The 13,058-nt window shown below is 59.2% G+C and carries 9 protein-coding genes; 3 read left to right on the top strand and 6 right to left on the bottom strand.

Annotated features, from left to right (window positions below):
* Nucleotides 1-2: 2 nt before the first annotated feature.
* A complete protein-coding gene (locus tag Q1Q75_RS16670) occupies nt 3-1,094 on the bottom strand; it encodes a HAMP domain-containing sensor histidine kinase (RefSeq protein WP_300672907.1) in 1,092 nt (363 codons plus the stop codon).
* Nucleotides 1,095-1,229: 135 nt separating this feature from the next.
* Nucleotides 1,230-1,610, bottom strand: coding sequence for a two-CW domain-containing protein (locus Q1Q75_RS16675; RefSeq protein WP_300672909.1), 381 nt, complete (start codon nt 1,608-1,610; stop codon nt 1,230-1,232).
* 225 nt (nt 1,611-1,835) lie between these two features.
* On the opposite strand from Q1Q75_RS16675, the gene epsC reads away from it, so the two are divergent.
* Both epsC and cysK read left to right on the top strand, forming a co-directional pair.
* Nucleotides 1,836-2,810: a serine O-acetyltransferase EpsC gene (gene epsC / locus Q1Q75_RS16680; protein WP_300672911.1), complete on the top strand. Its 975-nt coding sequence runs from the start codon at nt 1,836-1,838 to the stop codon at nt 2,808-2,810.
* Nucleotides 2,811-2,872: 62 nt separating this feature from the next.
* Nucleotides 2,873-3,802: a cysteine synthase A gene (gene cysK, locus Q1Q75_RS16685; protein WP_300672913.1), complete on the top strand. Its 930-nt coding sequence runs from the start codon at nt 2,873-2,875 to the stop codon at nt 3,800-3,802.
* A gap of 25 nt (nt 3,803-3,827) precedes the next feature.
* Here the strand turns inward: cysK and Q1Q75_RS16690 are convergent, their stop codons facing one another.
* The 4 genes from Q1Q75_RS16690 to Q1Q75_RS16705 form a co-directional block, all read right to left on the bottom strand.
* A complete protein-coding gene (locus Q1Q75_RS16690) occupies nt 3,828-4,895 on the bottom strand; it encodes an HD domain-containing phosphohydrolase (protein ID WP_300672915.1) in 1,068 nt (355 codons plus the stop codon).
* 29 nt (nt 4,896-4,924) lie between these two features.
* The gene (locus Q1Q75_RS16695) at nt 4,925-8,389 is read right to left on the bottom strand and encodes a response regulator (RefSeq protein WP_300672917.1); all 3,465 of its coding nucleotides are present in this window, start codon (nt 8,387-8,389) and stop codon (nt 4,925-4,927) included.
* 159 nt (nt 8,390-8,548) lie between these two features.
* Nucleotides 8,549-11,413: a DEAD/DEAH box helicase gene (locus tag Q1Q75_RS16700; RefSeq protein ID WP_300672919.1), complete on the bottom strand. Its 2,865-nt coding sequence runs from the start codon at nt 11,411-11,413 to the stop codon at nt 8,549-8,551.
* Nucleotides 11,414-12,007 carry a YigZ family protein gene (locus Q1Q75_RS16705; protein WP_300672921.1) on the bottom strand — a complete coding sequence of 198 codons (594 nt, stop codon included), beginning with the start codon at nt 12,005-12,007 and terminating at the stop codon, nt 11,414-11,416.
* Between the two features lie 619 nt (nt 12,008-12,626).
* Here Q1Q75_RS16705 and Q1Q75_RS16710 point away from each other — a divergent pair.
* On the top strand, nt 12,627-13,058 hold a 432-nt coding region (locus Q1Q75_RS16710), incomplete at its 3' end, for an alpha/beta hydrolase (RefSeq protein ID WP_300672923.1).

A 13,058-nucleotide genomic window follows, 5' to 3' on the forward strand; every position in this document is an offset into this window, starting at 1 on the left:
GCTCAACCCCCCACAGGAAACCGAAATAAAAATTCCGCCCCCCCACCCGAGCGATTCCGGGCCATGAGGCTCCCCCCGAGGCTTTCGGCAATGCGCCGGGAGATCGAAAGCCCCAGCCCGGTCCCGTCGCCTCGACCGGAGACAAAGGGTTCGAAGAGTTTTGGAAAGAACTCGGGATCAATGCCAGGGCCGTCATCCACCACAGCCAGGGTACAGGTGCCCTCCCCCAAGGTCGCCGTCACATGAATGTGGCCCCCTGGCCCCACGGCGTCCGCCGCATTTAAAACAAGGTTGATCAACACTTGAGAGACCTTTTCCGCCTCCACCCTCACCCCTGTCGCTTTTCCCTCACAGACCATCTCAAGATCCACGTCCAGGTCTTTCAGGCGGATGGCCATGGTGTCGGTCACATGCCCCACCACCTCGGCCAGGAGGTGTTCCTCCCCTTCCCGGCCCGACTCACCGGCCGTGGCCATGGAGAGCATCCCGGCCAGGGTCTTGTCCAGCCGCTCCGTCTCCTTGATCAGAATCCCGGCAAATTTCCGGGAGAGGCCCTCTTCCGGGGCTTCATCCAGAATAATCTCTGCGGCCCCGCGTATGGCTCCCAGGGGATTCTTGATCTCATGGGCCAGAGACGAGGAGAGCTCTCCGGCCACGGCCCGTTTCTGGCTGATCCGAAGTTGATCTTCAAAACTCAACAGGGTCCGGGCATCCTCCTTGAGTCGCTCCAGGGTGGATTCCAGCTGGATAGAGATCTTCTGGTATTTTTCGGAAAGCCGACGCTGCCGACCGGACAGAATCCCGAGAAGCGCCCCGGCGGAAAAGTAGAGCAGCACCTCGGTCAGCTCGCTCCGATAGGTCATGGGGTTCTTGCCGACAAAGAGAAGCAGATGGGGAATAAAAGCGATGGAGTTCAGGAGAGCGACCAGGAGTCCACCCCGAAGGCCGTAGAAAATCGCGCCCACGGCGATGGGGAAATAGCTGAGACGCCGCCAGGTGTCGTGGAGAAACATATCGTGGCCGGGTGTCGCAAAATGGAGCACCCCGATACCACCAGAGATCAGCACAAGAAAAAGGGGGAGAAATCGCTTCATGGGTTCCTTTAAGGACACGAGCAAAAAACGATAGCGGGTCTAAAAAAAAGGCCTCCGCGCAGGTCTTGGGAATCCCTTTTTTCGTGCTGACAGCCAGAGACACGGACTGACCGGTTTGTTTGACGGCATCAGGCGTCACACGCCAAGGAGGGTTTTGTAATCAAGCACCGCACACTCCCGGCACCGTTTCATCTTATCGTCCCAGGAGGCCGCGCCCATGTCATCACCGAGGGTCCCTGCAAGAAACCAGCACATGTCCCCGGCCTGGAACTCCCAGGCAGGGCACTTTTTTTTCCGCTCGGGCTCGCATTGCCGGACCCTCCAACAGGGGGCACCCCCCCCGCCCTTTTGTCGGACCAGCAGAAAAAGGAGCTGCTTCTCCACATGCGCGGGGATGGAACGCCACCCCTGCTCGTAGCTGTGGACGGCCTTGACAGAAGTGCCCAGCACCTCCGCCATCCCTTTCTGGGTCCTGGCGAGCCGTTTGCGGATGGTCGCAAACTCTTTACTGTCCATGCATTCTCCGATAAAATCAGCCCATACGTTCCCAGAAGTATCCTGATTGACATCGGATGAGCCCTCGGGTTTGTATCGGCGAAAAGAGTCCTTAATTCTGACAGGCAATGTTGCGCCATACTACCACAATGTGGTATGTACGTCAAACAAGGCCGGACCGGCCTGAGAGTCGTTTGACCCTTCAGACCATGAAAGAAAACCCTTACTCGGAGCACCCCCCATCCCATGGATCAAGTATTCCCCAAAGAGGCAGACCGCTGCCGTTCCGAAAACGAATCCATCACCCAATTCCGTCAATTGATGCCCGACATCACTCGCAAAATCATCGAGAGCTGCAACGAGCCAGAATGCTTTATGCACGTAGGCTATGAGCCCATTCCGTCCCGGCATGATGCCAAGAAAATCATCAAGATCGGCATGCAGGTGCTCTTTCCCGGATACTTTGCCGGAAAGAAAATTGACCCCTTAAACCTGACGTACCGCATCGGGCAGCTCACCACCACCCTCTTTGATCTGCTCACCGAGCAGGTGGTGCTCTCCTTTCGACACGACTGCTATCGGTACAACAAATCCTGCGTCTCCTGCGCCAATGAGGGACACCAGGCGGTCATTGAATTTTTCCGGGCCATCCCCGACATCAAACGCATGCTCGCCGATGATGTTCGCGCCATCCGAGACGGCGACCCCGCCGCCCACAGCGTGGATGAAATCATCTTCAGCTATCCCGGTGTCTACGCCATCAGCGTCTACCGCGTCGCCCACAAACTCTACGAACTCGGGGTGCCCATTTTACCTCGCATCATGAGCGAAATCGCCCACAGCGCCACCGGCATTGACATCCACCCCGGAGCACAGATCGGCAAACGCTTCGCCATCGACCACGGCACCGGCGTCGTCATCGGGGAGACGACCCTTGTGGGAGAAAACGTGCGCATCTATCAGGGTGTCACCCTGGGTGCTCTCTCCCTGCCCCCCGGTGCCGGAGAGCACCTGAAAGGCAAAAAACGCCACCCCACCATTGAGGACAACGCCATCATCTACTCCGGCGCCACCATCCTGGGCGGGGGCACCACCATCGGGAAAAACTGCACCATCGGCGGCAATGTCTGGCTCACCGCATCCGTCCCCCCCGACACCAAAGTCTTCATCGAAACCCCGGAGCTCATCTACGTGGACTCTAACGGATCAAAAACGAAATGAACCACCCCGAGCGCGGGTTCTCGCATGTCCATGGACCTCGCCCAACCCCTTAAGGAGACCCCATGTTCAGATACAACACCGTAGACCAAACCATCGGCAGGACCCCTCTGGTACGCCTCACTCGCATAACCGAGGGGTTGCCGGTCGAACTCTATGCAAAGCTTGAATTTTTCAACCCCGGCGGCAGCGTCAAAGACCGACTGGGCTTTGCCATGCTGGAAGCGGGAATCCGTGACGGGCAGATCAACGAGGAGACCCTCATTGTGGAGCCCACCAGCGGCAACACAGGGGTGGCCCTGGCCATGCTCTGCGCACGGCGCGGCCTGCGCCTCTGCCTCACCATGCCCGAGACCATGAGCATCGAACGCCGCAAGCTCTTCAACCATTTCGGTTCAGAGCTGATCCTGACCCCCGGAGCCAAGGGCATGCAAGGGTCCATCGATGCCGCCAGGGAGCTGGTCGAAAAAAGCGACAACGCCTTTCTCCCCAACCAGTTTGAAAACGCCGCCAACCAGGACATTCACCGGAAAACCACGGCACCGGAAATTCTGGCCGCCACCGGAGGTGAGGTGGACATGGTCGTTGCCGGGGTAGGCACCGGAGGCACCATCTCCGGCATCAGCCAGGTCTTGAAACGGGTCAACCCCCACTTTCAGGCCATTGCCGTGGAGCCTGCCGAGTCGCCCATTCTGTCCGGCGGTTCTCCGGGGCCCCACAAAATTCAAGGCATCGGTGCGGGTTTCGTGCCGGGTGCTCTCGACATGAGCGTGGTGGATGAGGTGGTCACCGTGGCCTCGGAAAACGCCTTTCAAACGGCACGGCTTCTGGCCAAACAGGAAGGACTGCTCTGCGGCATCTCCTCGGGTGCGGCCGTTCATGCCGCCCTGACCGTGGCCCGACGTCCCGAGTCCAGGGGCAAACGCATGGTGGTCATCCTTCCCAGCACCGGGGAACGTTATCTCTCCACCCCTCTGTTTGAGGCCGTCCCCTAAAAGCATTCCCTCCGCGTTGCGGCCATCATCCCCCCCGCATCGCGGCATAGATCTGCCGCCACACCAGGGCCTCTTCCACGAGCTCTTTAAACTCCCGCTCATGCCAGGGCACCAGCACAAAACGATAAATTCCCGCCTGCTCGCGTTGGGCAACCAGCGCCTCCAGGCGATTAAAGGGGCAGAGCATTAATCGCACGGCGTGGGGCGCAAACTCCCGGCTCATCACCAGGCACTCCGCCCCAGACATGTCCGTGAGGGTCTCCCCCACCAGGATCATCTCCACCGGTCCCGCCGCCAGAAGGGTCAACACCTCTTCCCCGGAGCGCACCACCGACAACTGGGAGGCTGGAGATGAAAGGGTTCGCGTCAAGCCTCTCCGCAAAGGGCCATCGGCTTCGGCGACCACGATCGACGGAGTAAACCAGGGGCGAAAAAGCCTGGCGCCCCCTTCCCGGACGCTCACCATCTTCTCTCGAAGCAGGGTCAAAAAAAGGTCCGTCAAGTCCGGGTCGAAGCGACTCCCCCGGCCACTGCGAATCACGCCCATGGCCGCCTGAACCGGCATGCGCTTCCGATACGGGCGATGGGAGGTCAGGGCATCAAACACATCGACGATAGAGATAATCCGCGAGCACAGATGAATCTCCTCTTCCGACAAGCCGTCGGGGTACCCCAACCCATCCCAGCGTTCATGGTGCTGCCGGATAAAAAGGGAGGCGACCTCTAAAGGCCCCACACAGCGGGTGATGGTGTGCCCCCGTTCGGAGTGAAGGCCCATCAGGCGCATCTGATCCGGGGTCAGCGCCCCCGGTTTCTGAAGAATATGATCGGAGACCCCGCCCTTGCCACAATCGTGCAGCAGGCTGCCAAACACAAGGTGGGGAAACATCTTGCGCGGCAACCCCACCCGACGTGCCAGGGCCAGGGCGTAATCCATCACCCTCAGGCTATGCCCCCGGGTCACCGAATCCCGCGGCAAAATGGCCCGAACGAGGGCAAAGACGGCCTCCAGTTCTTCCAGCGTCAGGCCATGATCTGCCCGACAGGTGCCCCCCACGGATTCTTTAAGAAATCTCACACCATCTTCTTCCACACGCCCTCCCCGGCCTCTGTGCTGAAAAGCTACTCGGCCCCCACCACCCGATTGATCACCTCTTCCAGATCTTTTTTCTTGATGGGCTTGGCAATGTACTCGTCCATGCCCGCCCCCAGAAAACGCTCCCGATCCCCGGTCATGGCGTTGGCCGTGACGGCAATGATGGGAACGTGCCCCACCTTTTGGCTCAACACCTCCGGCGTCTCCTTTTCCAGCCGCCGTATCTCCGACGCCGCTTCCAGGCCATCCATCTCCGGCATCTGTCCATCCATCAGGACCAGATCAAAGGCTTCCTCTGCAAAGGCGCCCACCGCTTCAAGGCCGTTGCTGACCACCCTCACCGTGTGCCCAAGTTTCTTCAGCATATTGACCGCCACACGCTGATTCATGCGGTTGTCCTCGGCAAGCAGAACATGGATGGAAGGCATCCCTTTCCCTTCTGGGGCCGACGCACCTCGCTCCTCTTCCACCGTCTGTGCCAGGGGAAGAAACCGAGCCCCTGCCTCCGCCTGGTTCAGAATCTGAATCAACCGCTCATAGAGCTCTTTCTTTCTGACAGGCTTGGTCAGGTAAGCCGCAAAGCCCACCTCTTTCATGCGCACGGCATCCCCCCGCTGACCGATGGAGGTGGCCATCAGAAGGGGGATCCCCTTTGTGGTCGCCTGCGCCTTGAAGCGACGTCCCAGCTCTTCGCCATCCATACCGGGCATCTGCATGTCGATGATGGCGGCATGAAAGGGTATGCCCTCATGAAAAGCCCGATCGGCAACCGCCAGGGCATCCGGCCCCGAGGCTACTTCGGCCACACGACATCCCCAGGAGCGGGCATACTCCTTGAACACCAGGCGATTCACCGAGTTGTCATCCACAATAAGCAGATGAATATTCTCCAGGGCGTTGCTGTGATGAAACCACTCCTCCTGGACATCCACCTGTTTTTCAAACTCAGCAGTGAACCAGAAGGTGGTACCCCAGCCCAGGCGGCTCTCTCCCCCGATCTTTCCCCCCATCAAATGGGTCAACTGCTTGGAAATGGAGAGCCCCAACCCGGTCCCCCCATACTTGCGTGTGGTGGACGCATCCTCCTGCGAGAAAGAGTCAAAAATCCGTGCCAGAGCCTCCTCCCGGATCCCGATGCCTGTATCCACCACCTCAAAAAAGAGCCTCACCCGCTGCGCACATGTCTTTTTCAAGGCCACCCGGATCATCACACTGCCCTTCTCCACAAACTTGACGGCATTGCCTGCCAGATTGGTTAAAATCTGCCGAAGCCGAACCGGGTCCCCCAGAAGGTAGACCGGCACGTTATCGTGAATCAAACATCCGAAATCAATCGCCTTCTCTCGGGCTTTAATGGCCATCACATCGCTGAGATCCTCCAGGACCGTCCGCAGGTTAAACTCAATCTCTTCAATATCCAGTTTGCCCGCCTCGATCTTGGAAAAATCGAGAATGTCGTTAATAAGAATGAGAAGGGCGTCGGCACTGGACTTCACCGATTCGGCGTAATCCCTCTGTTCATGGGTCAATCCGGTATCCAGAAGGATATCAATCATCCCGATAACCCCATTCATGGGGGTCCGGATCTCGTGACTCATGTTGGCCAGAAAGGCGCTTTTGGCCCGTGTCGCGGCCTCCGCTTCCTCCTTGGCCCGTTTCAACACCGTCTCGGCATGTTTCTGTAGGCTGATGTCCCGGCAGATCCAGACAATGCCAATGGGGTTGCCCTGACGATCCGCCATGAGCGATGAGCTCGTCCAGGTAGGAAACTCCCGACCGTTGCGGGACACATGCCCAATCTCCCCTTCACAGCTTCCGTATTGCACCACCTTGTTCAGGAAATCCTGAAAATGATCGTCCACCTGGAGACGGGTGTGAAAGGTCTCCAGATTGACCCCCGTCAATTCATCGGCGCGGTACCCATGCATCTCCGCCCAAGACGGATTGACAAACTCCACCACCCCCTTCAAATCAGCAACGGCGATGCCGTCCACGGACTGCTCCATGGCGGCCTTAAAGCGCAGAAGCGAGTTTTCGTTGAGCTTGCGCTCCGTGATATCCTGCACCGTCCCAATGAGGGAAACCACCTCGCCGGATCGCGTGAACTCCTTGACCTCCGGCACCTCTGCACGGACCCATCGCTGGGCACCATCGGCTCGAACAATCCGGTATTCCAAGGCATGTCCCTGACCGGTTTCCACCAACTGGCGCCCCATCCGAATGACGCTCTCCCGGTCATCCGGATGCACCATGCGATGGATCACCTCCTCGAACCGGCCCTCCCGGATATCACTGTCACGATCGTAGATCTCCATCATCACTTCCGAGAAAAAAACCTGATCGGCCTTCAGGTCCCACTCCCAGCTCCCAAGCCCGGCAATGCGGTTGGCCCGTTTAAACGAATTCTCATTCTCCCGAAGCCGTTTTTCTGCAAACCGTTTCTCCTCCAGCTCCTCAACCAGGGTATCATTGACCTTCTCCAGCTGACGGGTCCGCCGGTTCACCACGTCCTCAAGGGTTTCCCGGTGTTTGGTCAAAATGAGCTCCGCCTGCAGACGCCTGCTGACCGTTCCCCAGAGAACAATGACCGCTGTAATCATAATCAGTCCGGACAAATATCCGGCCTGGGTAATCCGCCGCTGACCGAGCGGCAAAGGGGGATAAACATCATTGACAAACAACCCCACCAGGCGCCACCGATAAACCGAGACCGGCACCCTCTCAATTCGGTACCGAAGCGCCCCCACCTCGACCTCTTTGTCATCATAGGCCCAGTTCAGACGCCTGAGCGAATGCCCCACAAACTGCCGCTCAAAATCAAAGGAATCGACCTCTGCCTCGACGGGATGTTGCACGCCATGGTAGAGCCATGCGGGGGTGTTGCCGGAAAAGACCACACCGGCAGCATTGAGAAGGACAACGGGAGACGAGGCCTGGCTGAAAAGCGTATCTACAGGCTCCATGTCCAACTTAAAAACCAGGACGCCCACGGGATCCAGCCCCTGCCCCATCACCGGATGAGACAGGTACAGCCCACGACGCAAAGTGGTCACCCCCACGGCTGGAAACACCCTCTTTCTTCCCGTCATGGCATACTTGAAGTAGGGACGAAATCGGTAATTGTTCCCCGTCAACCGCTGCCCCCCCTCGTACGCAGAGCTCGTAACGACATCTCCCTCGCGGTTCATCAGGTAAACAATCGCCACATCTTCCACCGCCGCCAGCACATCAAGCAATCGCTCCATCTCCGACCCCGGAGGTGAGCCTCCCCCTGGGAGCGCCCCCACCACCCGAGGATTGCGGCTCAGGCTTTCAAGGGTCTTCCAGCGATAGGACAACATCTCCTCAAGCGCCCCACCGTAGCCGCGCAGCTCTGCCAGGTGGTCCTCTCGACGTATTTCACCCTTCAACTGGAACACGCTGAACCAAAGGGCGATAGAAAACACGGCCACCAGAAAAACCCAGCTAAAAATGTAGCGCCATAACTTCATAAATCATGACACTCCGGCGTTTGGGGGTTGAATAAAGATGAAAAACCGGCGGAAAAGGCCTGTCCGCCAGGGATGTGTGCGACATGCTGATGATTGCCCGATCAGTATACACGCAGGGACAAGGGGGCGTCAATTTGTTTGGATTTTCCGGGAGTTGCCTTACCAGACAACAGGGAGGCGCACCAGGGTACAGGCTTTGTTCTGGAAGAGAAGGTGACCTTTTTCGCGACCGTAGAGGTAAAGATCGCGGGTCAGGGCCACGTCTTTCGTACAATACTCTGCGATGAGATCCAGCCGCCCCTCCTTCCACCAGGCCAGGGCGGTCAGCCCGTCGGCACTTTTTTCAGCGCCCAGGGTGTGAGTGGAGAGGTGATCCAGAGAGAGCCGGTACCCGAGCCGCTTGTGGACCTCATCGAGAAGATCCAAGGTGGGAAGGCTGTAGAAATCGACGCCGCAGACGCCGGAGAGCACCTCGTAATCAAAACGCCGGATATTAAACCCCACGACCAGATCCATATCCTTAAGGAGCCTGGCCATCTCAGGAATCTGGTCCTCGGTCCAGGTGGAAAAGTCGTTGGTTTTTGAATCGTAGAGCACCGCGCAGCTCACCCCCATGAATCGGGCGCGTCCCCAGCCCCCCACCTCCTGGGCCGACCGCCGGGTCTCCACGTCCAGAACGGCAAACCGCCCGGGGGCGGCAGGCTGTTCATCGCCCCTCTCCTTCCGTGGTGCCGGGAACCGAGGCATGGGTTCAGCCGCACGAAGGGCCTCATCCAAAGGGACGTTCAACTTTTCCAGGAGCACCCGGGCCGCCTCTTTGTCGATGGGCCGGTTTCCTGAGCCGCATTTCGGCGAGTGGACACAGGCCGGGCACCCCGTCTCGCAGGGACAGGCGCTGATCACCGAAAGAGTCCGGTCAAACAGGGCATCGGCCTCGCCGAACACCCCGCTGCAGATCCCGATGCCCCCGGGAAATCCGTCGTAAATAAACACCGCCCCCTTGCCCAGCTGGGGATGATGGGGAATGGAGATCCCCCCGATGTCGTTTCGATCGGCCATGGCAAAAAGGGGCAGGATCCCGATGGCAGCATGCTCCACCGCATGAATGCCCCCCATGAAATGGCGTTGCTCCGTCTCCATGGCGACCCGCACCGCCTCGGGAACCTCCAGCCAGAGCCCTTCGGTTTCAAAAATCTGGGGCGGCAGGTCCAGGGGAATCACCGTGAGAAGCCGCTGGCCCTTGACCAGCCGTTTCTCGTAACCGGTGATGGTCTCGGTGACTTTCAACTTCCCCACGCCCACCCAGGCATTCCCCAAAGGCTTGCGATCCATCACCTCTAAAATCTCTGTCTCTTTGTGGCTGCGGATACGGGTAAAATAATGAACGCGCTGCTTGTGCGCCACGGCTACGCGCTTGTCCAGGTCCAGCTCCGTCACCACATAGGAGTCGCCCCGATGAATATACACCGCGCCCGGGTAGGTCTCCCGCACGGCCCTGCCCCCGTCGACGCTGCCGATCAGCTCACCGCTCCCGCCGTCGACGATATCAAAGGTGTCCCCTGTCCCTCGAAGCGCCACCGACCGCTGCGGGAATTTCCGGTGGGAGAAGAGCATCTCTCCATCTGCGCTGGCCAGAAGGGTTCCGTACGTCTCCATCCGGGAGAGCTTATCGGCCACCGACGCCTGCTGAAACAAAGGCTCACCCCGACGGATGGGAAGCTCTGCCGCCGCACAGTCCAGGTGCTTGGCCATGAGCACCTCGTTGGCCGGGTTCACCACCGCCTTTTCCGGTTCCATGGAAAAAAAGAGCTCCGGGTGGGTCATCATGTACTGGTCCAGAGCGTCCTCCTGGGCAATGAGCACCACCAGAGAATCGCGCCCGCTTCGCCCCACACGCCCGGCCCGCTGCCAGGTGGCCATGATGCTCCCCGGATACCCCACGAGGATGCAGAGATCGAGCCCGCCGATGTCAATGCCCAGCTCCAGGGCGCTGGTAGAGACCACCGTCAGAAGCTCGCCTTCCGTCATCCTCCGTTCGATCTCCCGGCGCTCCTCCGGCAGAAAGCCGGAGCGGTACGCAGTGATCTTGTCACCGAAGGAAGCCTTTTTGGACGCCGCCCAGAGGGCAATCAGCTCCGTCATCTTCCGGGACTGACAATAGACGATGGTCCGAAGCTCCCGGTGCATGGCCGAATGGATCAGCTTGATGGCCGCCTGGGAAGCCGCTTCCGGGGTGTTGAGCAGGATAAAATGTTTGGTAGACGCCGGGGATCCGCTCTCGGTGATGGCCGACACCTTCACATCGGCGAGCAAAGAGGTGTGCTCCGCCGGATTGCCGATGGTGGCTGAAGAGAAAACAAAACACGGATCCGAGCCGTAATACCGGCAGATCCGCTTGAGACGCCGGAACACCCAGGCCATATGAGACCCCATCACCCCTTTTAAGGTATGGACCTCATCCACCACCACAAACCGAAGTCCCCTCAGGAAGGTTGCCCAGGAGGCGTGGTAGGGGAGAATGGAGAGGTGCAGCATCTCCGGATTGGTCATGAGGATATGGGGAGGCCGGGTGCGGATCTTCTTTCGGGCATGGGGCGGGGTGTCCCCGTCATAGATGGCGGCACTCACCGGCTCACCGGCGAAGATGGCACCCGTCAGACGCTCCAGGCTCTTCAACTGATCCTGGGCCAGGGCTTTCAGCGGAAAAAGATACAGAGCCCGGGTGTCCGGGTGTTCCAGCACCTTCTCCACCACCGGGAGATTGTAAATCAAACTCTTGCCGCTGGCCGTGGGGGTGGCCACCACGGTGTGCTCACCCCGCCGAATCGCTTCGATGGCCGCGACCTGATGACTGTAAAGCCGATCGACCCCCAGCCCCTTCAACGCCACGGCAAGGGCAGGCGGCAAAGGCGGATCCAGCTCCCCGAGTTTGGATTCCCGTCCGGGAATCACCTTGTGTGCGGCAATCTGGTGAGAAAAGACGGCGTGATGCGTCATGCCCCGGATGTAATCATCAATCGCCATCTACCCCTCCACCACCCGTGCCATCTGAGACACACGGGAAAAAAAACCGGCTTTCGAAGCCTCCGGCAGCCTCACCGTCACCCTCACCACCGCCGAAAACGCTTCGCAAACCACCTCTCCCCCATGGGCCGCCAGCTCATGCTTCACCGACTTTAAATCCTCGTAGCCCACCTCCAGCTGCACCGGCTCAGAGGTCGCGTAAAAAATCGTCGGCAACGTCTCCAGACACCGCTTCACCATCCCGCCATAGGCCCGAACCAAACCGCCGGTCCCCAGCTTGGTGCCCCCGAAATACCGGGTCACCACCGCCGCAATCTCGCCGACGCCGCAATGGGTGAGCACCTGATGCATGGGCGGCCCGGCCGTGCCCCGCGGCTCGCCGTCGTCCCCCATGCCCGAGAGAGAGTCCCCCGGAGGACCCGCCACAAAGGCATGGCAGTTGTGGGTGGCGTCCCTGAATTCCCGCTTCACGGTCTCCAGAAACACCCGGGCCTCATCGGAAGAGGCCACCCGACCCGCCGTGGCGATAAACAGACTCCCTCCAATCTTCTCTTCCACCCGGTGCACCCCCACCGGAACCCTGTACCCATCCATGCGTCGTCCGTCTCCTGTGCGTCTCAATACATCAAATCTAAAGCTGTTGGGACTCTGGCCACCTCACGACCTCATTCGCCTGAAGCGTCAGGGGTTCCACCGTCCTCGCCGAGCCTGAAAGACGCGGCCCTTTTTGAACCCTGCCTACCATACGCATCCCCCGGAAAGGATGCAACCGGCCCCACTTTTTGTCCTTGGTTTTTTGGCTGTTTCATGGTTCTCTGAGACAGAGAATGATGCCCTGATGAGAACACAGGAGATGACAGACACACGGCACGCCATAAAAAGCCAGTTTTTGCTGCTGTTTGCAAGGCCGGGAAGAGGTGCCACGCACTCACCGTCGGTTCTGTTGACCCCGGCAACGCACCCCGGATAGACGCGGCAGCATTCGCAAAAAATCACCGTTCACCGCACCCCGCAGCAACAGCCCTTGTTATAGGGGCCCCACGTCCTGTTGAATGTCGGTAACGCACATTCGGCCTTTTGCGAATTCACTGAAAAAATGTTGGCTTCCACAATCTTCTGGTATCTGATATATCAGACAAAGGACAGTCATCACACCAGGACCTCACAGGCACACCCACATTTAAAAAAAAAGAACCATGAGGAGATGCGATCCATGCCCACCCATCACACCATTCGTATTCAAGAATCCGATGTATTTCTTCGAAGAAGCGGCGCAGGAAACCGCCAGAGCATCATCTTTCTTCACGGAATGCGCTTTTCATCCCTCAACTGGGAAGAGCTGGGTACCCTTGATCTTCTCGCCGACAAAGGCTTCGACGCCATCGCCGTGGACCTGCCCGGATACGGCGAGTCCCCTGCCGCCGATATCGAAAAAGAGGAGGTGCTTCCCCTCATCATTGAAGCCCTCGGCGTCAAAGAGCCCATCATCGTCGCCCCCTCCTTCAGCGGCGAGTACGCCCTGCCCGTGGTCTCGGAGCACCCCTCGGACTTCACCGCCTTCGTGGCCCCGGCCTCCATCGGCATCCCCGAAAACGCCGGCGCCCTCAAAGGCACCACCCTGCCCTTCCTCATCATCTGGGGCGAC

The organism is Desulfoluna sp. (assembly GCF_030145185.1).
Classification (GTDB): domain Bacteria; phylum Desulfobacterota; class Desulfobacteria; order Desulfobacterales; family Desulfolunaceae; genus Desulfoluna.

Coding starts and splice junctions, on each gene's coding strand:
- Q1Q75_RS16700 (WP_300672919.1), bottom strand. CDS start 11,413: ATGGCGATTGATGATTACATCCGGGGCATGACGCATCACGCCGTCTTT.
- cysK (WP_300672913.1), top strand. CDS start 2,873: ATGTTCAGATACAACACCGTAGACCAAACCATCGGCAGGACCCCTCTG.
- epsC (WP_300672911.1), top strand. CDS start 1,836: ATGGATCAAGTATTCCCCAAAGAGGCAGACCGCTGCCGTTCCGAAAAC.
- Q1Q75_RS16705 (WP_300672921.1), bottom strand. CDS start 12,007: ATGGATGGGTACAGGGTTCCGGTGGGGGTGCACCGGGTGGAAGAGAAG.
- Q1Q75_RS16695 (WP_300672917.1), bottom strand. CDS start 8,389: ATGAAGTTATGGCGCTACATTTTTAGCTGGGTTTTTCTGGTGGCCGTG.
- Q1Q75_RS16670 (WP_300672907.1), bottom strand. CDS start 1,094: ATGAAGCGATTTCTCCCCCTTTTTCTTGTGCTGATCTCTGGTGGTATC.
- Q1Q75_RS16675 (WP_300672909.1), bottom strand. CDS start 1,610: ATGGACAGTAAAGAGTTTGCGACCATCCGCAAACGGCTCGCCAGGACC.